At 68.4% G+C, this 24,222-nt stretch carries 20 protein-coding genes; 13 read left to right on the forward strand and 7 right to left on the reverse strand.

What is annotated here, in order from left to right; genetic code table 11:
* Positions 1 to 61: 61 nt before the first annotated feature.
* On the reverse strand, positions 62 to 1,060 hold the full coding sequence (locus C0R07_RS09730; protein WP_070472724.1) for a patatin-like phospholipase family protein: 999 nt from the start codon (positions 1,058 to 1,060) through the stop codon (positions 62 to 64).
* A gap of 240 nt (positions 1,061 to 1,300) precedes the next feature.
* Between C0R07_RS09730 and C0R07_RS09735 the strand changes: the two genes are divergently transcribed.
* The gene (locus tag C0R07_RS09735) at positions 1,301 to 3,568 is read left to right on the forward strand and encodes a TonB-dependent receptor (protein WP_102788787.1); all 2,268 of its coding nucleotides are present in this window, start codon (positions 1,301 to 1,303) and stop codon (positions 3,566 to 3,568) included.
* Positions 3,569 to 3,694: 126 nt separating this feature from the next.
* Here C0R07_RS09735 and C0R07_RS09740 read toward each other — a convergent pair whose 3' ends face one another.
* On the reverse strand, positions 3,695 to 4,543 hold the full coding sequence (locus tag C0R07_RS09740; RefSeq protein WP_070472718.1) for an acid phosphatase: 849 nt from the start codon (positions 4,541 to 4,543) through the stop codon (positions 3,695 to 3,697).
* A 128-nt stretch (positions 4,544 to 4,671) separates the two neighbouring features.
* Positions 4,672 to 5,457 (reverse strand): ABC transporter ATP-binding protein, encoded by a 786-nt coding sequence (locus tag C0R07_RS09745; protein ID WP_070472775.1) that lies wholly within the window; start codon positions 5,455 to 5,457, stop codon positions 4,672 to 4,674.
* 195 nt (positions 5,458 to 5,652) lie between these two features.
* On the opposite strand from C0R07_RS09745, the gene C0R07_RS09750 reads away from it, so the two are divergent.
* From C0R07_RS09750 to C0R07_RS09775, 6 genes are all read left to right on the forward strand, one after another.
* Positions 5,653 to 6,855 (forward strand): DesA family fatty acid desaturase, encoded by a 1,203-nt coding sequence (locus C0R07_RS09750; RefSeq protein WP_019184105.1) that lies wholly within the window; start codon positions 5,653 to 5,655, stop codon positions 6,853 to 6,855.
* A gap of 3 nt (positions 6,856 to 6,858) precedes the next feature.
* Positions 6,859 to 7,236 (forward strand): EF-hand domain-containing protein, encoded by a 378-nt coding sequence (locus C0R07_RS09755; RefSeq protein ID WP_070472711.1) that lies wholly within the window; start codon positions 6,859 to 6,861, stop codon positions 7,234 to 7,236.
* A gap of 73 nt (positions 7,237 to 7,309) precedes the next feature.
* Positions 7,310 to 8,122, forward strand: coding sequence for a bifunctional DNA-formamidopyrimidine glycosylase/DNA-(apurinic or apyrimidinic site) lyase (gene mutM, locus C0R07_RS09760; protein ID WP_102788788.1), 813 nt, complete (start codon positions 7,310 to 7,312; stop codon positions 8,120 to 8,122).
* Positions 8,123 to 8,187: 65 nt separating this feature from the next.
* Positions 8,188 to 8,751: an ECF-type sigma factor gene (locus tag C0R07_RS09765; RefSeq protein WP_019184109.1), complete on the forward strand. Its 564-nt coding sequence runs from the start codon at positions 8,188 to 8,190 to the stop codon at positions 8,749 to 8,751.
* 30 nt (positions 8,752 to 8,781) lie between these two features.
* Positions 8,782 to 11,613: a serine/threonine-protein kinase gene (locus C0R07_RS09770; RefSeq protein WP_102788789.1), complete on the forward strand. Its 2,832-nt coding sequence runs from the start codon at positions 8,782 to 8,784 to the stop codon at positions 11,611 to 11,613.
* Between the two features lie 92 nt (positions 11,614 to 11,705).
* Positions 11,706 to 13,307: a glucan biosynthesis protein gene (locus tag C0R07_RS09775; protein ID WP_102788790.1), complete on the forward strand. Its 1,602-nt coding sequence runs from the start codon at positions 11,706 to 11,708 to the stop codon at positions 13,305 to 13,307.
* 31 nt (positions 13,308 to 13,338) lie between these two features.
* Here C0R07_RS09775 and C0R07_RS09780 read toward each other — a convergent pair whose 3' ends face one another.
* The gene (locus C0R07_RS09780; protein WP_019184112.1) at positions 13,339 to 13,950 is read right to left on the reverse strand and encodes a thymidine kinase; all 612 of its coding nucleotides are present in this window, start codon (positions 13,948 to 13,950) and stop codon (positions 13,339 to 13,341) included.
* Between the two features lie 47 nt (positions 13,951 to 13,997).
* Positions 13,998 to 14,690 (reverse strand): SEL1-like repeat protein, encoded by a 693-nt coding sequence (locus tag C0R07_RS09785; RefSeq protein ID WP_070426328.1) that lies wholly within the window; start codon positions 14,688 to 14,690, stop codon positions 13,998 to 14,000.
* A gap of 158 nt (positions 14,691 to 14,848) precedes the next feature.
* On the opposite strand from C0R07_RS09785, the gene C0R07_RS09790 reads away from it, so the two are divergent.
* Together C0R07_RS09790 and C0R07_RS09795 are read left to right on the forward strand one after the other, a co-directional pair.
* On the forward strand, positions 14,849 to 16,825 hold the full coding sequence (locus tag C0R07_RS09790) for a UvrD-helicase domain-containing protein (protein WP_019184114.1): 1,977 nt from the start codon (positions 14,849 to 14,851) through the stop codon (positions 16,823 to 16,825).
* Between the two features lie 153 nt (positions 16,826 to 16,978).
* A complete protein-coding gene (locus C0R07_RS09795; protein ID WP_070472700.1) occupies positions 16,979 to 17,509 on the forward strand; it encodes a GNAT family N-acetyltransferase in 531 nt (176 codons plus the stop codon).
* Positions 17,510 to 17,682: 173 nt separating this feature from the next.
* On the opposite strand, the gene C0R07_RS09800 is transcribed toward C0R07_RS09795, so the two are convergent.
* Positions 17,683 to 18,351 (reverse strand): YceH family protein, encoded by a 669-nt coding sequence (locus C0R07_RS09800; protein WP_102788791.1) that lies wholly within the window; start codon positions 18,349 to 18,351, stop codon positions 17,683 to 17,685.
* 111 nt (positions 18,352 to 18,462) lie between these two features.
* Between C0R07_RS09800 and C0R07_RS09805 the strand changes: the two genes are divergently transcribed.
* Both C0R07_RS09805 and pyrF read left to right on the forward strand, forming a co-directional pair.
* On the forward strand, positions 18,463 to 19,386 hold the full coding sequence (locus C0R07_RS09805; protein WP_167390349.1) for a 5'-nucleotidase, lipoprotein e(P4) family: 924 nt from the start codon (positions 18,463 to 18,465) through the stop codon (positions 19,384 to 19,386).
* Positions 19,383 to 20,108 (forward strand): orotidine-5'-phosphate decarboxylase, encoded by a 726-nt coding sequence (gene pyrF, locus C0R07_RS09810; protein ID WP_070472694.1) that lies wholly within the window; start codon positions 19,383 to 19,385, stop codon positions 20,106 to 20,108. Before C0R07_RS09805 ends, pyrF begins: the two co-directional genes overlap by 4 nt.
* Before the next feature lie 26 nt (positions 20,109 to 20,134).
* On the opposite strand, the gene C0R07_RS20220 is transcribed toward pyrF, so the two are convergent.
* Positions 20,135 to 20,260 carry a hypothetical protein gene (locus tag C0R07_RS20220; RefSeq protein ID WP_261798221.1) on the reverse strand — a complete coding sequence of 42 codons (126 nt, stop codon included), beginning with the start codon at positions 20,258 to 20,260 and terminating at the stop codon, positions 20,135 to 20,137.
* Between C0R07_RS20220 and C0R07_RS09815 the strand changes: the two genes are divergently transcribed.
* Together C0R07_RS09815 and plsB are read left to right on the forward strand one after the other, a co-directional pair.
* Positions 20,259 to 21,227 carry a hypothetical protein gene (locus C0R07_RS09815; RefSeq protein WP_070427497.1) on the forward strand — a complete coding sequence of 323 codons (969 nt, stop codon included), beginning with the start codon at positions 20,259 to 20,261 and terminating at the stop codon, positions 21,225 to 21,227. The genes C0R07_RS20220 and C0R07_RS09815 overlap by 2 nt on opposite strands.
* Entirely contained in the window at positions 21,227 to 23,941 is a 2,715-nt protein-coding gene (gene plsB / locus C0R07_RS09820; RefSeq protein ID WP_019184120.1) for a glycerol-3-phosphate 1-O-acyltransferase PlsB, read from the forward strand. The genes C0R07_RS09815 and plsB overlap by 1 nt, the downstream gene beginning before the upstream one ends.
* Positions 23,942 to 24,222 lie beyond the last annotated feature (281 nt).

Here is a 24,222-nt window from a genome sequence, read left to right on the forward strand (position 1 = left end):
CCCGCGGCAACGTCGCTCGAACGGCAGCCGACCAACGGTCGGCTCTACCGGTGGCGGAGTTTCAGCCCTCGCACTTTTCCTTGCGCCCCATCAGCCGGCCCACGCGCGAAGGCGCATCGCACTTGGGCTTGGGCGGCGGCGGGGCGAGCGCGGCGGCACGCGCCTTCTGCAGCTGCTGCACCTTGGCGCGGATCTGCGGCATCGCCGCCATCGCGGCCTTCTCGCCTTCCAGGATCGCGTTGTTGCGCTGGCCGAAATCGGCCGCGCCGATGTCCAGCACCTTGGGCCGGATGATCACGTCCGCGCGTGCCAGTTCCTGCTCGCCCAGGCGCTGGCCCATGATCGAGATCGACTGGTTGACGATGCCGAGCATGCCGGTCGGCGCCTTGCCGCTGGCCTTGCTGGAGATGTCCACGGCGATCACGATGTCCGCGCCGAGCTGGCGCGCCGCATCGACCGGCACCGGGCTGACCACGCCGCCGTCGATGTAGTTGTACTTGCCGATCTTCACCGGCTCGAACACGCCGGGGATGCTGCTGGAGGCGCGCACGGCCTGGCCGACATTGCCACGCACGAACACGGTGCGCTCGCCGGTTTCCAACTGGGTGGCGACCGCGGCGAACGGCTTGCTCAGCTTCTCGGCGGGGCGGTTGTCGACCTGGGCGTTGACGTAGTCCTGCAGCTTCTGGCCCTGGACCAGGCCACCGGAGAACAGGCGCACGTCGCGGATGCTGGCTTCATCCAGGGCCACCGCCTTGGACTGCATCTGGAACGCGTCCATGCCGCTGGCGTACAGGGCGCCGACCACGCTGCCGGCGCTGGTGCCCGACACGACCACCGGTTCGAAGCCGTTGGCCTCCAGCATCTTGATCACCCCGATATGGGCGAAGCCCTTGGCCGCGCCGCCGCCGAGCGCGATGCCGATCTTGACCGGCTTGGCCGGGGTTACCGGCACGGCCGCCGGCGGCGGGGTGGGGCGCACGGGATCACCGCCGCAACCGGCCAGCAGGCCGAGCAGGGCAACGGACAGCGTCAGGCGGGTACGGCGCAGTGAGGTCATCGGCGTGGCAACGTGAATGGGCATCGAGGCCCGCCAGCATACCGAAGCGCTGGCGGACCCGGCAGGGCGGCAGGGCAGGGCATTCAGGCGATGACCGGGGATGTCGGGACGCGATCGCCGTCACAACGCGCAGGCTCGGGAGCAGGTAATGAATAGGCGTTGTTTGCGGCTCTGTTGCTGTACTGCAACAATTGTCTGGTAGCGCCGGTCCACCACCCCTCCCAACACAGCCTAAACGCCATGTTCCCGAACCGCACTGCCCACGGCCGTTTCCCGTCCGTGCACCCGCTCGTTGTCGCCCTTGCCGCCCTGCTGCCATTGACGGCCGCAGCCCAGGACGCCCCCGCCGCCAAGGATCCGGTCGCCCTCGATACGCTGCAGGTCACGGCGCAACGCCGCGTCGAAAACGCCAAGGACGTGCCGGTCTCGATCTCGGCCATCCAGGGTGAAAAGCTCGACGTGCTCGGTTCGGCCGGCGATGACATCCGCTTCCTGTCGGCGCGTGTGCCCAGCCTGAACATCGAATCGTCCTACGGCCGTGCCTTCCCGCGTTTCTACATCCGCGGCCTGGGCAACACCGATTTCGACCTCAATGCCTCGCAGCCGGTCTCGCTGGTGTATGACGATGTGGTGCAGGAAAGCCCGCTGCTGAAGGGCTTCCCGCTGTTCGACCTGGCCGGTGTGGAAGTGCTGCGCGGCCCGCAGGGCACGCTGTTCGGCCGTAATACCCCGGCCGGCGTGGTCAAGTTCGATTCGGCGCGTCCCTCGCAGGATGCCGACGGCTACATCAAGGTCGCCTACGGCAGCTACAACACCTGGAACACGCAGGGCGCCTACGGCGGCCCGCTGACCGACCGCTGGTCGGCACGCGTCTCCGCGCTGTACCAGCGCCGCGACGACTGGGTCACCAACACCCGCCAGGGCGCCCCGGCGCAGGGCTTCGAGGGGTATGACGAAGCCGCTGCCCGCGTGCAGTTCCTGTACGAAGGCGATGATGTCGAAGCGCTGTTCAACCTGCACAAGCGCAAGCTCAACGGCACCGCGCGCCTGTTCCGCGCCAACATCATCAAGCCGGGCACCAACCAGCTGGTCGAGAACTTCGACCGCGATGAAGTCTCCACCGATGGCCAGAACTTCTCCGACCTGGAAACCTGGGGCGGCAGCGCGCGCCTGAAGTGGGACCTGGGCCGCGTGACCCTGCACTCGATCACCGGTTACGAGACCGCCGAATCGCTGAACCACGGCGACATCGACGGCGGTTACGGTGCCAGCTTCCTGGGCGCCGGCAACTACGGTCCGGGCAACATCCCGTTCGCCTCCGAATCGGCCGATGGCCTGCCGCACCACCGCCAGTGGACCCAGGAATTCCGCGTGGAATCCAATGAATGGGGCCGCTTCGACTGGCAGGCCGGCGTGTTCTACTTCGATGAAGACGTCACCATCGACAGCTTCAACTACGACTCGCTGACCCCGGGCAATCCGCAGACCGGCCACGCCGAGCAGCAGCAGCGCAACAAGGCGTGGGCGGCCTTCGCCTCCGGCGATTTCGACGTGACCGAGCGCTTCAAGCTGCGTGGTGGCGTGCGCTACACGCAGGACAAGAAGGACTTCAGCGCCAGCGTGCTGCAGGCCGTGCCGTTCGGCACCCCGGTCAGCGGCCCCTACATCGCCAAGACCGACGTCAACGATGTCAGCTGGGACCTGAGCGGCGTCTACCAGATCACCGACAACCTCAACGCGTATGCCCGTGTGGCGAAGGGTTTCCGCGCGCCGTCGATCCAGGGTCGCCTGGCCTTTGGTGGCGTCTCGCAGGCGGATTCGGAGAAGGTGATCTCGTATGAAGCCGGCATCAAGGCCGACCTGTTCGACCGCCGCGCACGCCTGGGCTTCAACGTGTTCCGCTACAACGTCGATGGCCAGCAGCTGATCGCCGTGGGTGGCAGCAACAACACCGCGACCCTGCTCAACGCGGACAAGACCATCGGCCAGGGCGCCGAGCTCGACTTCGAGGCCTACCTGACTGACCACGTCCTGCTGACCCTGGGCAGCAGCTACAACGACACCGAGATCAAGGACAAGGATCTGGCGGTGGCGATCTGTGGCGGCGGCTGCACCATCACCGACCCGACCACGGTCATCGATGGCGGCACCTACGCACTGGTCAACGGCAATCCGCTGCCGCAGGCGCCGAAGTGGATCCACAACCTGACCCTGCGCGCCGGCTTCCCGGTCAACGATGCCAGCGAGTTCTATGTCTACACCGACTGGGCCTACCGCAGCGAAGTGAACTTCTTCCTGTATGAGTCGCCGGAGTTCCGCAGCCGCTCCTCGCTGGAAGGGGGCCTGCGCCTGGGCTACAACTGGGATTACGGCCAGTACGACGTTGCCGTGTACGGCCGCAACCTGACCGACCAGGTGCGCGTGGTCGGCGCGATCGACTTCAACAACCTGACCGGCTTCCTCAACGAGCCGCGCACGTTCGGCGTGGAGTTCACCGCGAAGTTCTGATGCACGTCATGCGGTAGGTGCCCACCGTGGGTGGGCACGCCCGTGAAAACGAAAACGGCGCGGAGAAATCCGCGCCGTTTTTTTTTGCCATGCGCGGTAGAGCCGACCGTTGGTCGGCTGCCCTGCTTACAACGCGCTCGCCGGCCGCACCTTCAACACCGCTTCTTCAGCCGCGCAATCCTGCGCCGAATGCAGCCCTGCCTTGCGTGCCGCAGCGATCTCCTTGCGTGCCGCCAGCAGGTCACTGTTGAACGCAGCGTTGTCATGCAGGCGTGCCACGGCGGCAGCGCCCATGAAGCGGCCTTCCAGGATGTCGCTCTGCCAATGCACGTTGCAGACCAGGCGGCTCTCGCCATAGTTGCGGCCGCGTGCCTGGATCGCGTCGGCGCGGTCCGGGGCGATCTCCGAGAGGATCAGGGCCCAGGCCCAACCGATCGAGGTATGGCCGGACGGATAAGAACCATTGCCGCGCAGGTCCTTCTCGTCTTCCGGCGAGCAGGTCGGCTCGTTGTTGACCATGAACGGCCGTGCGCGCTGGTAGTGCTTCTTCGCCGTGCGGGTGGCCGCGCTGGCATCGATCCGGCTGCGTTCCAACAGACGGTACAGGGCGGGCGTCTTGACCGCATCCACGTCGACATCGATCGCGCAGGAGAACTGGTTGGCACCGGCCGGGAAGGCGAGCTCGGCGTCACGGTGGGCCTGCTCGAAGCGTGGGCTGCCGCGCAGGGCACGGGCTTCACGGCTGACCTGCTCATCCAGCGCGAAGCCGGCCGAGCCGGCCGCCGGCGGTGCCGGTACCAGTGCCAGGCTGTCCGGCACGGCGCTGCCCTGCAGGTAGCCGACCGCCTTGGTGGTGACCGACGCTTCCACCGCCGTGGTGCGCGGTGCCGCCGTTGACGAACAGCCGGCAAGGGCGGCGAGCAGGGCAGTCACCAGCATCGGGCGGACGGCAGCGGAGCGCAGGAACGACGACATCGGCAGGTCTCGAAGAGGGGGAGCCGCATGATCGCAGCTTCATCCGGCCACGGGAGCGGCCGGGCGGCATCCGGCCAGATCCGGCATGGCCGTGCCGCAGTGGGGGGCCGCGGGGCCCCCTTTCGCGTTCACCCCGCGAACGCGCTCAACCGGCCGGCCTGTTCCACCACGCGGATCGGGCCGCCGAACAGCTCGGACAACGGTCCATCCCGCAGCAGTTCCGCGCGCGACCCATCGGCGAGGATCTTGCCACCGCGCAGCATCACCACCCGCTCGATCTCGGGAATGATCTCCTCGATGTGGTGGGTCACCAGCACCAGCGTGATGCCCTGGCGGGCGAGATCGCGCATGGTGGCGATCAGCTGCTCGCGGGCGATCAGGTCCAGCCCGGTGGAGGGCTCATCCAGCAGCAGGGCCTGCGGCCGGTTCACCAGCGCCCGGGCGATCAGCACGCGCCGGGTCTCGCCGGCCGACAGCTCGGCATAGCCACGCTGCAGCAGGGGCAGGGCGCCGGTCATGGCCAGGGTTTCACGCGCGCGTTCGCGCATCCCCGGGGTCACTTCGCGGAAGGCCGGCACCACGAAGCTGGCGAAGAAGCCGGTCAGCACCGCCTCTTCCACGGTCAGCCCGGGCATGTCCGATAGGTTGCTGCTCAGGTCGCCGGTGACGATGCCCAGCTGCGAGCGCAGCCGGTCCACCTGCCAGCGGTTCTGGCCGAGCACGCGCACCGCCACCGTGCCATCGCCATGCGCCAGCGGGTACAGCTCGCGGGTGATGAGCTTGATGAAGGACGACTTGCCGCAGCCATTGGGGCCCAGCAGGGCGGTGTGCTGGCCCTGTTCGATGCGTAGGCTGAGATCGTGCAGGACCCGGACCTGCCCGCGGATGACACAGGCGCGGTCGAGCTCGATCAGGGGGACGGAGGAGGCCGGCACCACCGGCGAGGCTGCGACTGTCATGAATGCGGGGGCATGCTCACGAAGGTAAGGGAGGAACTGAATGACTGCGCAAAAATGGCATCGAAGGGATGAAGTTTGCAACGTCAGGCCCCATCATGTCCGAAGGTGTACCCGTTTCCTTGCTGGCCGACTGCGGCCCGGAGTTCTGCGATGCTCGATACGCTCCTCAACTTCCTGACCGGCGGCGTCGTCGGCCTTGGCTGGTGGGGCATGGCGCTGGTGCTGCTGGTATTCACGCAGCTCACCATCTTCGCCGTGACCCTGTATCTGCATCGCAGCCAGGCGCACCGGGGGGTGGATTTCCATCCGGTCATCGCGCACTTCTTCCGGTTCTGGACCTGGCTGACCACCTCCATGATCACCAAGGAGTGGGTGGCGATCCATCGCAAGCACCACGCCAAGGTGGAAACCGATGAAGACCCGCACAGCCCGGTGACCAAGGGCATCGGCATGGTGTTCTGGCGCGGCGTGGAGCTGTACCGCGAGGCCCGCGCAATGCGTGCGGACATCGAGCAGTACGGCCGCGGCGCCCCGGATGACTGGATCGAGCGCCACCTGTACACCCCGCACGCCAATCTCGGCCCGGTCGCGCTGCTGGTCATCAACAGCGTGCTGTTCGGCCTGCCCGGCGTGGCCCTGTGGGCGATCCAGATGGCCTGGATCCCGTTCTGGGCCGCCGGCGTCATCAACGGCCTGGGCCACTGGTGGGGCTACCGCAACTTCGAATCGGCCGATACCTCCACCAACCTGACCCCGTGGGCGTTCTGGGTGGGTGGCGAAGAGCTGCACAACAACCATCACGCCTTCCCCAGTTCGGCGCGCTTCTCCATGCGCCGCTGGGAGTTCGACATCGGCTGGGCGGTGATCCGCGGCCTGCAGGCCCTGCGCCTGGCCAAGGTACTGCGCGTAGCACCGAGCATGGACGTGCGCCCGAACATCGCCGTGCCGGATGCTGAAACCCTCAAGGCCCTGCTGTCGCACCGCTTCCAGGCGATGACCGATTACCAGCGCAACGTGTTCGTGCCGGCCCTGCGCGAAGAGGCCGCGATGGCTGGCGCCAAGTTGCGCAAGCTGCTGCCGCGCCGCATGCGCCGTGGCCTGGTCAACGACGGCCGCTGGCTCAAGCCGGATTGCCGCGCCCAGCTCAGCACGTGGGTCGAACAGCGCCCGCGCATCCGCGTGCTCGTTGAACACCGTGCGCGTCTGGCGGCCCTGCTGGAAGCACGTGGCAATGACGCCGCCGAACGCCTGAAGCTGCTGCAGGCGTGGTGCCATGAAGCGGAAGCCAGTGGCATCGCCGCGCTGCAGAACTATGCCGCGCGCCTGAAGGGCTACGCACTGACGGCGCACTGATCGATGCGCTTCCCGACCGGGAACGTCTCCGCAAAACGCCGCCTTGTGCGGCGTTTTGCGTGTCTGGGCCTGGCCGTTGGCGTGCTGGGTGCGACGGCACAGGCGCAGGTCACGGATACGGGCAGTTACCTGCAGCGCATGGACACCGACGGCGACGGCCGGGTCAGCGTGGAGGAATACGTGCAGTGGCTGCTGTACGCCTTCGATCGCATGGACCGCAACGGCGATGGCGTGCTCAGCGCCGATGAGCTGCCCGGTGGCAAAGGCCCGCCGATCACGCGGGAGCAGCGGCGGCAGACGCTGATCCAGCGGTTCCACAAACAGGATGCCAATGGCGACGGGTATTTGAGTGCGCGCGAGTTGGCTGCGCCGCCGCGCTGAGCGTCACTCGGACCGTAGCGGGGCAGTCCGCCGCTCTACCGCGGTTCATCGGGGGACGCCTTAGAATCCCCTCATGCCCGAGCTTCCCGAAGTAGAAACCACCCGCCGCGGCCTGGCCCCGCACCTGGAAGGCCGCAGTGTGCACGGCGTGATCCTGCGCCGGCCCGACCTGCGCTGGCCGATTCCTCCGGAGATCAGCGAGCAGCTGCCCGGCCAGGCAATTGAAGGGGTCCGCCGTCGCGCCAAGTACCTGCTGCTGGATACCGCCATCGGCAGCGCGCTGCTGCACCTGGGCATGTCCGGCAGCCTGCGCGTGCTGCCCGGCGATACGCCGGTGCGCGCGCACGACCACGTGGACATCAGCCTGGACAACGGCCGGCTGCTGCGCTTCAACGACCCGCGCCGCTTCGGCAGCCTGCTGTGGCAACCGGCCGGGGAAACCCATGCCCTGCTGGCCGGGCTGGGTCCGGAGCCGCTCGACGACGCCTTCGATGGCGACTACCTGTTCGCCCGCAGCCGCGGCCGCAGCGCGTCGGTGAAGACGTTCCTGATGGACCAGGGCATCGTGGTCGGCGTCGGCAACATCTACGCTGCCGAAAGCCTGTTCATGGCCGGGATCAATCCGCTGCGCGAGGCCGGCAAGATCTCCCGCACGCGCTACCAGCGCCTGGCCGATGCGGTGAAACGGATCCTGGCCTATGCCATCACCCGGGGCGGCACCACCCTGCGCGATTTCATCAATCCGGACGGGGCGCCGGGGTACTTCGAGCAGGAGCTGCTGGTCTACGGGCGTGAAGGCGAGCCCTGCCGGCAGTGTGGCCGCCTGCTCCGCCACGCCACCATCGGCCAGCGCGCCAGCGTCTGGTGCGGGCACTGCCAGCGCTGAATCGTCGCGCGCCTGTCGCCCATCGGGCGGTATAGTCCGGCCAACGTCACCGGCGGGGGTGTGCGATGGACGAAGGACCGGATATCACCGTGTGGCTGGATTCGGCCCGGGCGGGCGACCGCGCCGCGCTCGACCGGGTCCTGACCCTGCTCTACCAGGAACTGCACAGCATGGCCCGGCGGCAGCTGGCCGGGCAGCAGGGGCGCACCCTGGATGCCACCTCGCTGGTGCACGAGTCCTACCTGAAGTTGCTCGGCTCGCGGGGCGCCGCGCGCTTCGAGGACCGCGCGCATTTCTTTGCCTACGCCGCCTCGGCGATGCGCAGCGTGGTGGTCGATTACGCACGCAACCGGCTGGCACGCAAACGCGGCGGTGACCTCAAGCGGGTGGAACTGCCGGAGAACAGCAGCAGCGGCGTGCGCCTGGATGAAGACCTGCTGGCGCTGGATGTCGCGCTGGCGCAGCTGCACGCGGTGGATGCACACCTGGCCAAGGTGGTGGAACTGCGGTACTTCGCCGGCCTGTCCGAGCAGGAAATCGCCGACCTGTGCCAACGCTCGGAGCGCAGCATCCGCCGCGACTGGCAGAAGGCGCGCATGTTCCTGCTGGCGTCGGTCGGGGAGCCCTGAAAGCCCACGCATCGTCCGGGGAGAGGACCGATGGAGGCGTCACGCTGGCGGCAGTTGTCCTGCCTGCTGGATCAATTGCTGGAACTGCCCGAACCGGCGCGTGAGCAGCGGCTTTCGCGCCTGCGTGTGGAGGATCCGGGCCTGGCCGAGGATGTGGAGCGCCTGCTCGCCCACGAGCGCGACAGCCACGAGTACCTGGCCCAGCCGTTGTGGACCGCCGCGCCGGAGGACAGCCGGGTAGGCACGCGGGTCGGGCCGTACCGGCTGCTGCGCCCGCTCGGCGAGGGCGGCATGGGCGAGGTCTGGCTGGCCGAGCGTGCCGATGGCCTGTACGAGCGCCAGGTCGCCCTGAAGCTGCTGCGCAGCGGCTATGCCGATCCCGGCCTGCGCCAGCGCTTCAGCCGCGAACGCGAGATTCTGGCGCGGCTGCAGCACCCGAACCTGGCCCATCTGCTGGATGCCGGCGTGGATCTGCAGGGGCAGCCTTACCTTGCGCTGGCCTACGTGGAAGGCGAGCCGATCACCGAGCACTGCCAGCGCCTGGCGCTCCCGCTGGAGCGGCGCCTGCAGCTGATGCTGCAGGTCTGCGCGGTGGTCAGCCACGCGCACGCGAACCTGATCGTGCACCGCGACCTCAAGCCCTCCAACATCCTGGTCACCGCCGAGGGCGAGGTGAAACTGCTGGACTTCGGCATCGCCAAGCTGCTCGACGATGACGAGGGCAAACCGCCCGTGCATCCTCCCACCGAAGCGCGGGCGTTCACCCTGCACTACGCCGCGCCGGAACAGGTCCGCGGCGAGCCGGTCTCCACGCTGACCGATGGCTATTCCCTGGGCGTGGTGCTGTTCGAGGTGATCACCGGGCAGAAGCCCTATCGCCTGCGCCGGCACAGCGATGCGGAATGGGAGCGCTCGATCCTGGAGGTGCAGGCCCCGCGCGCCTCGGCGGTGGTGGCGCGCGTGGCTGCCGCCGGGGGTGAGCAGGCGGTGGCGGCCAGGCGCCTGTCGCGGCGGCTGCGCGGCGACCTGGACACCATCCTGCTCAAGGCCCTGCAGAAGGAACCCGGGCAGCGCTACGCCTCGGTGGAAGCGCTGGCCCAGGACCTGCGCCGCTTCCTCGAAGGCCGCCCGATCCATGCCCGGCCGCAGCACGTGGGTTACCGGCTGCGCAAATACCTGGGCCGCCACCGCTGGGGCGTGGCGCTGGGCAGCATGGCGGTGCTGGCCCTGCTCGCACTGGCGCTCACCGCGCTGTGGCAGATGCAGCAGGCCCGGCGTGAAGTGGCGCGCGCCCAGGCGATGGAGGATTTCACCGTGGGCTTGTTCGACCGGGCCGCCGGCGTGCGCCACGGCAGTTTCGATCTGCGCCAGCTGCTGGCCACCGGACAGCAGCGGGGCGAGGCGGAACTGCGCGATCAGCCACTGTCGCTGGCCGAACTGGAAGGTGTGATCGGCCGCCTGCGGATCGGCATGGGCGACTACCAGCTGGCGCTGCAGACGCTCGATCACCAGCGCGCGCTGCTCGAGCAGGCCGGCGAGGTGCCACCGGCGCTGCAGCTGGAAGCGGTGACCCAGCGTGGGCGGGCCCTGCGCATGCTGGGGCGCTCGCGCGAGTGCGTGACCCACCTCACGCCGATGCAGGCATTGGCCACGCAGCAGCGTCTGCGGCTGCCGACGGTCGTGGCCGAGTACCACACCCAGTTGGGGCGCTGCCAACAGCTGCTGGGCTACCGTGACAACGCCCGTGCCTCCTTCGAGCAGGCGCGGGTGCTGCGCCGTGATGTGCTGCGTGATACGCAGGGCACTGCGGAGAGCCTGGCCGACCTGGCCGCGCTGGACAGCGACGATGGCCGTGCGGCGGCCGCATTGGCCGGCTACCGGCAGGCGCTGCAGCTGCTGCAGGCCAAGGCCAGCGCGCGCAACCCGCAGTTGATCGCGCTGCGGCGGCACATGGGCGAGACGCTGGCCGCACAAGGCGACCTCGACGCTGCCGGGCAGGCGCTGCAATCGGCCGGCGCCGATGCGGTGGCACTTTACGGGCCGGATCACCCGGAAACCCTGTCGATCCGTCGCCTGCGCGCGCTGCTGGCGCTGCAGCGCGGTGACCTGCAGCAGGCGCAGGCCCAGTTGCAGCAGGTGCATCGCCTGACCCGGCAGGCGCTGGGTGAACAGCATCGCGATACCGGCCTGACCTGGCATGCGCTGGGGCGGCTGGCGCTGGAGCGCGGTGACAGTGCCACCGCGATCGATGATCTGGGCCGCGCCGTGGCGATCTGGCGCCAACCCGATTGCGTCGGCCTGCTGCCGCAGGGCCTGTACGACTATGCCGCTGCCCTGGCCCAGGGCGGGCGTTGGCAGGCTGCCCTGGCCGCCCTGCATGAGGGACGGCAGTGGCAGGCCGCGCAACGCGGCGACGACGATGCGTCCGTGCAGCAGGCCGATCGGCAGATGGCGGAGATCGTCAGTGCGCAGGGTGATCCACGCCAGGCCGGCGAGCAGTTGGCGGCGCTGATGCGTCGGGTGGACCGTGCCGGGCCCTCCAGCCCGGCGCTGCAGCGCGCGTTGCAGCTGGCCTGGGGCCGCAACCTGGGCCGGATGGGCCAGACCGTGGAAGCGCGCCGCGCGCTGGCGCCCTTGCTGGTGGGCGACGCCGCCGACCTGGACAGCCGTGCCCTGCGCTGGCGCGCGCGCGCGGCGATGGCGCAGCTGGACTGCGGCACCTCCCCGGCGCGTGCGCGCGAAGCACTGGGCCAGCTTCGGCAGGAGCTGCAGGCACAGTGGCCGCAGGGCGGGCAGTTGCTGCAGGAGGTGAACCGGCTGCGCCAGGACTGCGTGCCGGCGCAGGTCGCCGCCGGGCCCTGACCGTGCTGACTGAACGCCGCCGCGCATTCACCTCGGCGAATTAACGTCTGCGTGCCTATGATGGCCGGCCCTTCCCTGCCATCGCTGCCTGCATGCAACGACGCGACTTCCTCCGCAATGCCTCCGTGGCCCTGGCCGCTTTCGGCCTGCCCGCACTGCCGGCCTGCGCCGCGCAGGGCAACCAGGTCGGCCTGCGCCGGCTGGGCCAGCCGCAGCCGTTCGATTTCGCCTCGCTCAAAGGGCAGGCCCGCGCGCTGTCCCAGGCCGCCTACCGGAGCCACAAGCGCACGTTGCCGGGCCCGGTGGAAGGGCTGGACTGGGACCAGTACCAGTCCATCCAGTACCGTCAGGACCACGCCCTGTGGGCCGACCAGCCCGGGCGTTACCAGGCCAAGTTCTTCCACCTGGGGCTGTACTTCCATTCCCCGGTGCGGATGTTCGACGTGACCGACGGCAAGGCGCAGGAACTGGCCTATGACGGCGCCGCCTTCGATTACGGCAAGAGCGGCCTGAAGGGCAGCCACCTGCCGGCCGACCTGGGCTTTGCCGGCTTCCGCCTCAATACCCGCAAGGACACCGACCGCGACTTCGCCGCGTTCCTCGGTGCCAGCTATTTCCGCGCGGTCGGCAAGGAGGGCCAGTACGGCCAATCCGCGCGCGGCCTGGCGATCGACACCGGCATGGGCAAGCCCGAGGAATTCCCGGATTTCATCGCCTACTACCTGGAGCAACCGGCAGCGGACTCGAACACGCTGGTGGTCTATGCCCTGCTGGATTCACCCAGCACCACCGGCGCCTACCGCTTTGCGATCACCAACGGCGATGTGCTGTTGATGGACATCGACTGCGCGCTGTACCCCCGCAAGGCGATCGAACGCCTGGGCATCGCCCCGTGCACCAGCATGTACCAGGTCGGCGAGAACGACCGCCGCATGGCCTGGGACTGGCGCCCGGAGATCCACGATACCGATGGCCTGTCGATGTGGACCGGCGCCGGCGAATGGATCTGGCGCCCGCTGTGCAACCCGTACAACCTGCGCTTCAACATGTTCGTGGACAACAACCCGCGCGGCTTCGGCCTGCTCCAGCGCGACCGCAACTTCGACCATTACCAGGACGACGGCGTCTTCTACGAGAAGCGTCCGTGCCTGTGGGTCGAACCGAAGGGGCAATGGGGCAAGGGCTCGGTGCAGCTGGTTGAAATCCCGACCGTGGATGAGACCTTCGACAACATCGTGGCGTTCTGGAATCCCGAGGCCAAGCCGCAGCCGGGCCAGGAGCTGCTGCTCGGCTACCGCCTGTACTGGGGCGCGGAGCCGCCGGCGCGCCCGCCGCTGGCGCACTGCGTGGCCACCCGTACCGGCCTGGGTGGGGTGATCGGCAAGAAGCGCGAGTACTTCTCGTGGCGCTTTGCGGTCGATTTCGAAGGTGGCGAACTGGCCGCGATGATCGACAAGGGCGAAGTCGAGGCCGTCGTGCAGGTCAGCCGTGGCCGCACCGAGATCGTTTCGGCGCGCCCGCTGCGCGAGATCAAGGGCTACCGTGCGATGTTTGACGTGGTGCCGCCGGATGACTCGACCGAGCAGATCGACATCCGCCTGTACCTGCGCAGTGGCGGGAAAACGTTGACCGAAACCTGGCTCTATCAGTACAGCCCGCCGCCGAAGGGCGCGGCGGAGCGCACGTTGTACTGAGGCGCCTGGGTGAGGCTGACGGGGAGGCGGGTCAACCGGCCTGCAACGGGTCGATACGGCCTTCACCGCGCATGATCTTCTTGAACTCTGCGCGGCTTACCGACACATAGCGCTCGTTGCCGCCGATCTCCACCTGCGGCCCGTCCTGCACCGCGTGGCCGTGCTCGTCCACGCGCACGGTCATCGTGGCTTTCTTGCCGCTGTGGCAGATCGTCTTGATCTCCTGCATCTCATCGGCCCAGGCCAGCAGGTACTGGCTGCCTTCGAACAGCTCACCGCGGAAATCGGTGCGCAGGCCGTAGCAGAGCACCGGGATGCGCATCTGGTCGACCACCTCGCTGAGCTGCCACACTTGGCTGCGGCTCAGGAACTGCGCCTCATCCACCAGGACGCAGCCCAGCGGGCCGTGCGTGCCGATGTCCTCGGCGATCAGCTGCTGCAGGTCGGTGTCGGGGTGGAACGCGATCCCGTCCGCCTTCAGGCCGATCCGCGAGGCGACCACGCCGTGCCCGGCGCGATCATCCAGCCGCGGGGTCAGGATGGCCACGCGCATGCCCCGCTCGCGGTAGTTGTGCGCCGACTGCAGCAGGGTCGTGGTCTTGCCGGCGTTCATCGCCGAATAATAGAAATAGAGCTTGGCCATGCCGGGATTTTATCCGTTCGGCGGCCCCGGCATGGCGCCGGATCGGTTCAGTCCCGCAAGCCCGGTACCGTGGTCGGCATGCCGACCTCCACGCTCCCGGTGCCGATGGCACGCCCGGCCGCCTCCAGCTGCCGCGCCTGCCATTGCCAGTACTGGGCCGGCTGCCAGTATTCGTCCCGATAGAACACGTCCGGCTCCACGTAGCGCTGGCCGCGATCATCGCGGACCAGCATGCGCATGCCGCCGACCGAGCCGGTACGGCTGCCGGTGACCTCACTCAGCCCGCGCCGGAGTTCACGCTCCAACCGGGGCTGGGCCACGGTGTCGCCGAACTCGGCGTACAGGGCCTGGCCTTCCTGCACCGCGCGGGTCTGCTCGTCCGGGGTCAGCGCAGCCCAGTAGCGCTCACGCAGCACCAGCAGGAACTCGGTCCCGCGCTCGGCGGCCAGGTCCATCCAGGCATAGGCCAGCGCCCGGTCCTGCCCGCCGCCCTGGCCGTTCCACCACATCTCGGCCAGCGCGGCCTGGGACAGTTTGTCGGCATGGCGGGCGCCGAGGCGGTAGAAACGCCGCGCTTCCTCGAGGCGGCCGCGCGCCTGGGCCTCCTTGCCGAGCTTGCGGTAACGCAGGTCGGGGTGCCGGTTCAGGAAGGCGTCGGTGTCCTGTGCATCCTGGGCACGCAGGTCCGGCTGGCTCGACTGCCCCCAGGCGGGCAGGGCCGCGAGGGCCGCGACCAACATCCACACCCCGCGTCCTTTCCTGCTCATTGCCATGCGTCGCGTCCTCTGCGTCGATCAGGACAATGGATACCCCACCCCCGTGAAGGCGTCAATCCGGGCGGTGGCGCGTCGATGCGGGCCGACCAAGGCCGGTACAATGCCCCTCCCCTGGAGATGGCATGCACGGTCTCAATCCTCCCCAACACGCGGCAGTGATGCATTGCGAAGGTCCTCTGCTGGTGCTCGCCGGCGCGGGCAGCGGCAAGACGCGCGTGATCGTGGAGAAGATCGGCCAGCTGATCGCCAGCAAGCGCTACCCGGCGCGGCGGATCGCGGCGATCACCTTCACCAACAAGTCGGCCAAGGAAATGCGCGAGCGCGTGGCCAAGCGCCTGCGCGGTGACGATGCCGATGAAGTGACGATCTGTACCTTCCACGCGCTGGGGCTGAAGTTCCTGCAGATCGAACACGCTGCGGTGGGGCTCAAGCGCGGGTTCTCCATCTTCGATGCCGACGATTCGACCGCGCAGGTCAAGGACCTGATGTACGGGGCCAAGCCGGACGACATCGAGGACGTGAAGAACCTGATCTCGCGCGCCAAGAACGCCGGCCTCTCACCCGAGCAGGCGATGGCCGCGGCGCGCAGCACGCGCGAGAAGGAAGCGGCCAGCGTCTATGAGCGCTACCAGCTGCGTTTGACGGCCTTCAACGCGGTCGATTTCGATGATCTGATCCGCCTGCCGGTGCAGGTGCTGGAAGAAAACCCGGAGATCGCACTGGCCTGGCGCGAGCGCATCGGCTACCTGCTGGTGGACGAATGCCAGGACACCAACGATGCCCAGTACCGGCTGCTCAAGCAGCTGGCCGGCAGCAAGGGCAACTTCACCTGCGTGGGCGATGACGATCAGTCGATCTACGCCTGGCGCGGCGCGAACCCGGAAAACCTGCAGCAGATGGCGCGCGACTACCCGGCGCTGGAAATCATCAAGCTGGAGCAGAACTACCGCTGTTCCAACCGCGTGCTGCGCGCGGCCAACGCACTGATCGCCAACAACCCGCACGAACACCTGAAGAAGCTGTGGAGCGACCAGGCCGACGGCGAGCGCATCCGCGTGTGGGAGTGCCGCAACAGCGAGCATGAAGCGGAAAAGGTGGCCGCGGAGATTTCGTTCCTGGCTACGTCCAGGAAGATTCCGTGGAGCGATTTCTGCATCCTGTTCCGCGGCAACTTCCAGTCGCGGCCGCTGGAAAAAGCGCTGCAGCTGGTGCGCGCGCCGTACCACATCACCGGCGGCACCGCGTTCCTGGAGCGCCAGGAGGTCAAGGACACGCTGTCGTGGCTGCGCCTGCTGGTGAACCCGGACGACGATACGGCGTTCATGCGTGCGGTGCAGTCGCCCAAGCGCGAAGTGGGGGCCGGCACCCTGGCCAAGCTGGCCGAGCTGGCCTCGGAAAAGGATCTGCCGATGGCGCATGCCGCCGAAGCGATCGGTGCGCTCTCGCAGTTGCCGCCGCGCGCGGCCAATGGCCTGAGCCGCTTCACCGACATCCTGCGCGACCTGCGTGCGGAGATGCCCAAGCTCAGCTCCGGCGACCTGGTGCGCAAGCTGGTGAAGGAATCCGGGCTGGTCTCGGATCTGCGTAGTTCGTGCAAAGAAGAATCGGTGTACCAGCGTCGCCTCGGCAACCTGGAAGAACTGGCGCAGTGGTTCGAGGGCGGCCCCCGCGGAGCCTCCACCGCCGATCTGGCCGCGCAGCTGGCACTGCTCTCGCGCAACGACAAGGACGACGGTGGCAACCAGGTGCGGATGATGACCCTGCACGCCTCCAAGGGCCTGGAATTCCCGTACGTGTTCATCATCGGCTGCGAGGACGGCGTCCTGCCGCACCAGGTCAGCCTGGACGAAGGCAACCTGCAGGAAGAGCGACGCCTGCTGTACGTGGGCATCACCCGCGCCAAGGTGCAGCTGTGGATGAGCTACAGCAAGCTCACCCGCAAATTCGGCGAGCACGTGCGGCTCAAGCCCAGCCGGTTCTTCGATGAGATCCCGGCCGAGGAAATGCAGCGCGATGGCGCCGATCCCGTCGCCGACGCCGCGCGCAAGAAAGAGCGCGCCAACGCAGGCCTGGCCGCGATCCAGGCCCTCTTCGACTGACCCACCGCCGGGGGTAGAGCCGACCGTTGGTCGGCTGCCCAAAGCGCGTCGGTTGCCGTATCCCGGCTCGAAGCGCAGCCGACCAACGGTCGGCTCTACCGTGTTCGCGGCGCGCATTGCACAATCGAGGTATCACCTTTCACCGGTACCCGCATGTCCGCCGTGATCCAGACCGACCGTTTGCACCTGCGCCTGATCGATCCTGACCACGATGCCGCCGACATGCTGGCCCTGCTCAACGAGCCGGGCTTCATCCGCAACATCGCCGACCGCGGCGTACGCACCCTGGCGCAGGCGCGCGACTACACCGCCGAGCGCGTGCTGGGCAGCTACACGCTCAACGGCTTTGGCATGTACGCCATCGTCCGCCGCGAAGACGGCGCATGGTTGGGCAATGCCGGCCTGGTCCGGCGCGCCGGGCTGCCGGCCCCGGATATCGGCTATGCACTGCTCTCGCAGTACGAAGGCCACGGCTACGCGTTCGAGGCCGCGCGCGGGGTGATGCACTACGCGCGCGATGTGCTCGGTCACACCGATCTGTACGGCATCGTGTCCCCGGACAACGTGCGCTCGGCCGCGCTGCTGCGCAAGCTGGGCATGGAGGATCGTGGCGACCTGCTGCTGCCGCCGCCACACGAGGAGGTGGTGCTGCTGTTCGCCACCCCCGGCGCACCGGCGCCCTGACACCGGCGACGGGCACGCGCCACGCACACCCACCGGTAGAGCCGACCGTTGGTCGGCTGCCCGTCACCAGCGAATCAATCAGCGACACAGGTAGAGCCGACCGTTGGCCGGCTGCCCGTCACCAGCGAATCAATCAGCGACACAGGTAGAGCTGACCGTTGGTCGGCTGCCCCTCACCCGCCCAATTGCGCGCGCAATTCCGCCAGCTGCTCCTGCAGCTCGGCCACCGTGGCCTCCAGCTGCTGCACGCGCGCTTCCAGCGCCGGGCTGCCGCCACCACCGCCGCCGCTCGACGAAGACCCCTTGTAGCTCTCCGCCAGGGCCTGCACATCCACTGGGCCACCCAGCAGGTGCATGTAGCGGTCTTCGCGCTGGCCGCTGGTGCGCGGCAGTTGTACGGCCAGCCCGCGCTGGATCATGCGCTCGATGTGGTGGCGCAGCTCCTCCGCGTCCTGGAACTGGAACAGCCGCTCGCTGCGGGTCAGCAGCTCGTTCACCGTCTGCGGGCCGCGCAGCAGCAACAGGCCCACGATGGCCAGCTGTTGCCGGGTCAGGTCCAGCGCACTGCCGGCGCGATGCTCGTAGCGCTCGGCGCGCGAGGAAAACTGCTGGCGGGCCAGGCCCATGCTTTCCAGCTGGCGCAGCGCGTGGTGCACATCACCGGCGGACAGGGCCATCACCGGCTCGCGCGCGGTCTTCTGGTTGGCCGCCACCTGCGCGGCGTTGACCGTGAGCGGGTAGGCGTCCGGGGTGGTCGCCTCCTTCTCGATCAGGCAGCCCAACGCGCGGGCCTGGGCCGCGCTGAGCACGGGCAGGGCAGGGGTCTGGGTGTCGTCGGTCATGGGGCGCTCCGGGGTGTTTCAGGGGCGTGCAGCATAGCCGAGCCCTGCCTTGCGCATGAATGCCGCCGGACAAGCCGGTAAACTGGCGCGAATCTGTTGCCGGTGAATGCCATGCGTCGTAGTGCTGTTTCCCTGTCCGTGCTTGCCTGTGCCGTGCTGGCACTGAGTGCCTGCAAGCGCACCGAAACCCCGGCCGATGCCGCCCCGCCGGCCGCTGCGGCTGCCGCGAGCGCCCCGGCCGCCACCGGCGATGCCGCCGTGGCCGCCAATGACAACCTCAATGCCGTGCTGTGGATGCAGCGCGCGCAGGAATACCGCGCGATCACTGAGCAGACTTACCGCGCCGCCGCCGATCACCTGGACAAGGCGCTGAAGGAACCCAACTGGGACGCGCTGGTGCCGGAAGAACGCGGCAACGCCGCCAAGGGCCTGAAGCCGGCCGTGGTGCTGGACGTGGATGAAACCGTGCTGGACAACTCGCCCTACCAGGCGCGCCTGGTGCGCGACGGCAAGGAGTACGACGAGCTGAGCTGGGACCAGTGGGTGGCCGAAAAGAAGGCCAAGGCGATTCCGGGTGTGGTCGATTTCGCCAAGGCCGCCAATGCCAAGGGCGTGACCCTGCTGTACATCTCCAACCGCGCCGTGCATCTCAAGGAGGCCACCCTGGCCAACCTGCGCGAGCAGGGCCTGCCGGTGGCCGATGACAGCGTGTTCCTCGGCCTGGGCACCGTGGTGGACGGCTGCGAGCAGGCCGGCAGCGAGAAGAACTGCCGCCGCCGCCTGGCCGGCCAGAAGTACCGCGTGCTGATGCAGTTCGGCGACCAGCTGGGCGACTTCGTGGAAGTCACCGCCAACACCAACGACGGCCGTGACGCGCTGCTGCAGCAGTACCACGACTGGTTCGGCGAGCGCTGGTGGATGCTGCCCAACCCGACCTACGGCGGCTTCGAGCCGGCCCAGTTCAACAACGATTACAGCCAGTCGCGCCAGGCCCGCCACGACGCCAAGCGCGCCGCGCTGGATTACGCACCGTGAGCCTCGCGCCGCTGCCGCTGCGGGACGACGAGCGCCTGATCTTCGCGCTCGACGTGCCCGGCCGCGATGACGCGCTGGCCTGGGTCGATCGCCTGGGCGACGCGGTGTCGTTCTACAAGATCGGCATGGAACTGCTGGCCTCCGGCGAGTACTTCGAGGTGCTCGATGCGCTGGCTGCGCGCGACAAGCGCGTGTTCGTCGACCTGAAGTTCTTCGACATCCCCGCCACTGCCGCTGCGGTGATCAAGCGGCTGTCGCAGTGGCCGGTGAGCTACGCCACCATCCATGGCTGGCACCCGGCGATGATGGAAGCCTGCGCGGCCGCCAACGGCAGCGACATGCGCCTGCTGGCGGTGACCGTGCTGACCTCGATGGGCCGCAGCGACCTGGCCGGCATGGGCATCGACCGCGAGCCGGTGGAGGTGGTGGTCGAGCGCGCGCTGGCCGCCCAGGCCGCCGGCATCGATGGCGTGATCGCCTCCGGCCAGGAGGCCGGCCCGATCCGCGCGGCCACCGGCGCCGGCTTCTCGATCGTGTGCCCTGGGATCCGCCCCGGTGGCCCGGTCGGTGATGACCAGAAGCGCACCGTGGGCGTGGCCCAGGCCTTTGCCGACGGCGCCGACGCGATCGTGGTCGGTCGCCCGATCCGGCTCGCCAGCGACCCGCAGGCCGCCGCCCGCGCGATCCAGGCCGAGATCGCCCAGGCGCTCGCCGCGCGCTGAGGCAGTGACGGGGCGGAGCGGCCCCGTCACCGCCGGTTTTTCTGTACATTCAAGGGCTTGCGCATAAAGCGCAGGGTCGGCAGGTCTGCCGGCTTGCCGCTGTCACCGAACAGGCCGCAAGATGCGGACCGGTCCGGGGAGTCCGAATTCATGTCCATGTCGTTGAAGCCGTGGCAGTACCGAGGGCAGGTGTTGGCGCTGGCCCTGTGCGGGTTGGTGCTGCTCAGTGCCTGCAAGGACAAGCAGATCGATCCGGACGCGCCGGCGTCCGAGCCGGTCGCGGCCCTGCAACAGCTGGCCCAGCGGGTCGCCGACAACGATCTGGTCGGGTACGCCAAGGCAGCGGTGCCGCCGAGCCAGTACGCACGCCTGCAGGGCGCGTGGAGCCAGGGCCACAGCCGCTGGCCGCTGACCGAGCTGCCGCTGGATGGGCAGTTGCTGCCGATGCTGGCCGCGCTGTCGCGGCCGGATGCGCCGCAGCGGCTGCAGCGCTCGTTCGATACCCAGATCGCCGGCCAGGCGACCCAGGTCCGCCAGGCTGCCCACTCGATGGGACTGTTCGGCGAGCAGTACCTGCGCAACCAGAGCGAGTACAGCGACAGCGAGCGCGCCCATTACACCCAGGTGGTGAACGCGCTGAGCCGCTGGGCTGCCGCCGCGCCACTGACGGACAAGCAGCGGGCCAGGACCACCATCACCCTGCTGACGGCCACCGCGCGCACCGCCGGGCTGTCCACCGATGCGGAGCTGCAGGCGGCCGGCATGGAAGAGAGCCTGCGCCGGCTGAGTCCCTTCATCAAAGCCTTCAAGACGGCCCTGGCCAGCTACGGGCTGTCGCTGGATGAGGCGCTGACCGGGCTGCGCGGCGAGCTGACCTCCGAGCTCGGCGACGACGCCGTGGTCCGCATCCAGTACACGTTGGCCGGCGAGCAGATCGAAGCGCAGGTGCGGATGACCCGGCGCGAAGGCCACTGGTATGTGACCCGCACGCTGGAAGACACCGACGCGCTGCTGCAGGCCGCCGACGCCGCACAAGCTGAACATGACGCCCGCCAGGCGGCCGAGGCAGAAGCCGCTGCAGCGGTCAAGGACGATGCTTCCGCATCGGCTAAGCCATAATGAAGCCGATGCCGAACCAGAATCCCCTGCCTTTCCCCGGCGAAGAGCCGCCCAAGACGCCGGACGCCACGTCCTCGTCGCCCGCTACCGTGCCGTCCGACGGTGCTGCCGCTCCGGTTCCGCCGGTCGCTGGCGCGCCCGCGGAGGCCGTTGCCGTCGATGCGGAGCCGGCGGCCATCGTGCCGTCGGCGATCGTGCCCGGCACCCGTGCGCCCAGCGGCCGCCCGCCGTGGTGGTCGCGCCTGCTTGGCCGTCTGGTCGAGCCGTGGCTGTCGCTGAAGATCGAACCCGAACATCCCGGCCAGTACAACGATGGCCGGCCGGTGGTGTACGTGCTGGAGGACTACGGTCTGTCCAACGCGCTGATCCTGGACAAGGCCTGCCGCGAGGCCGGCCTGCCGTCGCCGCTGGTGCCCATCGCCGGTGACCCGACCGGGCGCAAGCGCGCCTACCTGGCCCTGTCGCGCCGGAGCAGCAGCAACTCGCTGATCCCCGAGCAGCGTGGCGCCAAGACCCACTCCGACTCGCTGGCCAAGGTCCTGCAGGCGCACCGCGCCCGCGGCGAGCTGGACGTACACCTGGTGCCGGTCTCGATCTTCGTTGGCCGCGCGCCGGACAAGCAGAGCGGCTGGTTCGCGGTGCTCTTCTCCGAAAACTGGGCCCTGGTGGGTCGCTTCCGTCGCCTGTTGGCGGTGCTGCTCAACGGCCGCAGCACGATCGTGCGCTTCGCCCCGCCGATCTCGCTGCGCACCACGGTCGATGAGGGGCTGGACCCCGAGCGCACCGTGCGCAAGCTGCAGCGCGTGCTGCGGACCCATTTCCGCCGCATCCGCGAATCGGTGATCGGGCCGGATCTGTCCACCCGCCGCCTGCTGGTGGACAAGGTGCTCGACGCGGACACCGTGCGCGAAGCGATCGCCTCGCAGGCCAAGCGCGACAACTCCAAGCCGGCCGATGCCTGGAAGAAAGCCCACGCCTACGCGTGGGAAATCGCCGCGGATTACTCCAGTCCGGTGGTGCGTTCGGCCAGCTTCATGCTCAGCCATGTCTGGAACCGCATCTACGCCGGCGTGCTGGTCCACCACCTGGACAAGTTCAAGGCGGCCGCGCCCGGGCACGAAGTGGTCTACGTGCCCAGCCACCGCAGCCACATGGATTACCTGCTGCTGTCCTACCTGCTGTACGACCGCGGCATCGTGCCGCCGCACATCGTGGCCGGCATCAACCTGAACCTGCCGGTGGTCGGCACGCTGCTGCGCAAGGGCGGTGCGTTCTTCATCCGCCGCTCGATCCGTGGCAACGCGCTGTACTCGGCGGTGCTCAGCGAATACGTGGCCCAGCTGGTCGCCGGCGGTTACTCGATCGAGTACTTCGTCGAAGGCGGCCGCTCGCGCACCGGGCGCCTGCTGCAGCCCAAGGGCGGCATGATCTCGATGACGCTGCGCGCGTTCCTGCGCCAGCCGCGCAAGCCGGTGCTGTTCCAGCCGGTCTACATCGGCTATGAAAAGCTGATGGAAGGCGGCAGCTACCTGGACGAACTGTCCGGCCGGCCGAAGGAGAAGGAATCGATCTGGTCGCTGCTGTGGTCGATCCCGAAGGTGCTCAAACAGAACTACGGTCAGGTGGTGGTGAACTTCGGCGAGCCGATCGCGCTCAACGACGTGCTCGCCCAGCGTGCACCGGAGTGGAACGGCCAGCCGGTCGGCGAAGACGAGAAGCCCTCGTGGCTGTCCGGCACGGTGGATCACCTGGCCGAACGCATCCAGGTGCATATCAACGGCGCCGCCGACGTCAATCCGATCAACCTGCTCGCGCTGGCGCTGCTGTCCACGCCCAAGCATGCGATGGGCGAGGCGGACCTGATCGCGCAGATCGAACTGTGCAAGACCCTGCTGGTGGAGATGCCGTACTCGGACCGGGTGACGGTCACTCCGCACTCGCCGGAGCGGATCATCGCCCACGCCGAGGAGATCAACGTCCTCACCCGCATCAAGCATCCGCTCGGCGATGTGCTCAGTGTGAGCGGCGATACCGCGGTGCTGCTGAGCTACTTCCGCAACAACGTCATCCATCTATTCACCGCCTCCTCGTGGGTGGCCTGCTGCTTCCAGAACAACCGCCGCATGAGCCGCACCGGGCTGGTCCAGCTGGGCCGTACGGTGTACCCGTTCCTGCAGGCCGAGCTGTTCCTGCCGTGGACCGAAGACGAGTTCGCCCAGCGCATCGAGCAGACCATCAACGTGTTCGTGCGCGAAGGGCTGCTGCAGAACATCAACGACGACGACGGCGGCATCCTGGCGCGCAACACCGGGCAGACCGATGAAGTCTTCCGCCTGCGTGCGATCGGCCATTCGCTGCAGCAGGCGTTCGAGCGTTATTACATCGCGATCTCGGTGCTGGTGAAGAACGGCCCGGGCACGCTGGGCGCAGCCGAGCTGGAAAGCCTCTGCCAGCAGGCCGCGCAGCGCCTGAGCCTGCTCTACGCGCCGGCCGCGCCGGAATTCTTCGACCGCACCCTGTTCCGCGGCTTCATCCAGAAGCTGCGCGAGCTGCGCCTGGTGTGGCCGGATGAAAACAGCAAGCTGCTGTTCGATGCGCGCCTGGATGCGTGGGCCAAGGATGCGAAGTTCATCCTCGGCCGCGAACTGCGCCACACCATCGAGCGCGTCAGCCCGGAAGCGGCAAAGCCGGAAGAGCCGGTCAGCACGGATTGACGACGGCACATCGTCGATCCGACGTATCCGGCCGCATCGGGCGCATCCGGACGTATCCGGATCTTGTTGCGTTCGCCAGCAATTCGTAGGTACCGACCGTTGGTCGGTACCCGCGCGCAAGCGCGGCACAAGCGTCCGGAGACCGGGCAACACGGCGTGCCCCGGCTGACCGACGCTGACCACCGTCCGAAGCCTCACGCCAGGGGTTCATGCCGCCGGGAGCAACAGCAGCCGACCAACGGTCGGCTCTACCCTTGGGACATCGGTGGGGATCGGGAGCA

It is taken from the genome of Stenotrophomonas bentonitica (genome assembly GCF_002887735.1).
Classification (GTDB): domain Bacteria; phylum Pseudomonadota; class Gammaproteobacteria; order Xanthomonadales; family Xanthomonadaceae; genus Stenotrophomonas; species Stenotrophomonas bentonitica_A.

Excerpts from the sequence above, each read along its gene's own strand:
- C0R07_RS09740 (WP_070472718.1), bottom strand. The coding sequence starts at position 4,543 with ATGTCGTCGTTCCTGCGCTCCGCTGCCGTCCGCCCGATGCTGGTGACT.
- C0R07_RS09790 (WP_019184114.1), top strand. The coding sequence starts at position 14,849 with ATGCACGGTCTCAATCCTCCCCAACACGCGGCAGTGATGCATTGCGAA.
- C0R07_RS09755 (WP_070472711.1), top strand. The coding sequence starts at position 6,859 with ATGCGCTTCCCGACCGGGAACGTCTCCGCAAAACGCCGCCTTGTGCGG.
- C0R07_RS09770 (WP_102788789.1), top strand. The coding sequence starts at position 8,782 with ATGGAGGCGTCACGCTGGCGGCAGTTGTCCTGCCTGCTGGATCAATTG.
- C0R07_RS09815 (WP_070427497.1), top strand. The coding sequence starts at position 20,259 with ATGTCCATGTCGTTGAAGCCGTGGCAGTACCGAGGGCAGGTGTTGGCG.
- mutM (WP_102788788.1), top strand. The coding sequence starts at position 7,310 with ATGCCCGAGCTTCCCGAAGTAGAAACCACCCGCCGCGGCCTGGCCCCG.
- C0R07_RS09730 (WP_070472724.1), bottom strand. The coding sequence starts at position 1,060 with ATGACCTCACTGCGCCGTACCCGCCTGACGCTGTCCGTTGCCCTGCTC.
- C0R07_RS20220 (WP_261798221.1), bottom strand. The coding sequence starts at position 20,260 with ATGAATTCGGACTCCCCGGACCGGTCCGCATCTTGCGGCCTGTTCGGT.
- C0R07_RS09775 (WP_102788790.1), top strand. The coding sequence starts at position 11,706 with ATGCAACGACGCGACTTCCTCCGCAATGCCTCCGTGGCCCTGGCCGCT.
- C0R07_RS09795 (WP_070472700.1), top strand. The coding sequence starts at position 16,979 with ATGTCCGCCGTGATCCAGACCGACCGTTTGCACCTGCGCCTGATCGAT.
- plsB (WP_019184120.1), top strand. The coding sequence starts at position 21,227 with ATGAAGCCGATGCCGAACCAGAATCCCCTGCCTTTCCCCGGCGAAGAG.
- C0R07_RS09805 (WP_167390349.1), top strand. The coding sequence starts at position 18,463 with ATGCGTCGTAGTGCTGTTTCCCTGTCCGTGCTTGCCTGTGCCGTGCTG.
- C0R07_RS09765 (WP_019184109.1), top strand. The coding sequence starts at position 8,188 with ATGGACGAAGGACCGGATATCACCGTGTGGCTGGATTCGGCCCGGGCG.
- C0R07_RS09780 (WP_019184112.1), bottom strand. The coding sequence starts at position 13,950 with ATGGCCAAGCTCTATTTCTATTATTCGGCGATGAACGCCGGCAAGACC.
- C0R07_RS09800 (WP_102788791.1), bottom strand. The coding sequence starts at position 18,351 with ATGACCGACGACACCCAGACCCCTGCCCTGCCCGTGCTCAGCGCGGCC.
- C0R07_RS09750 (WP_019184105.1), top strand. The coding sequence starts at position 5,653 with ATGCTCGATACGCTCCTCAACTTCCTGACCGGCGGCGTCGTCGGCCTT.
- C0R07_RS09785 (WP_070426328.1), bottom strand. The coding sequence starts at position 14,690 with ATGTTGGTCGCGGCCCTCGCGGCCCTGCCCGCCTGGGGGCAGTCGAGC.
- C0R07_RS09735 (WP_102788787.1), top strand. The coding sequence starts at position 1,301 with ATGTTCCCGAACCGCACTGCCCACGGCCGTTTCCCGTCCGTGCACCCG.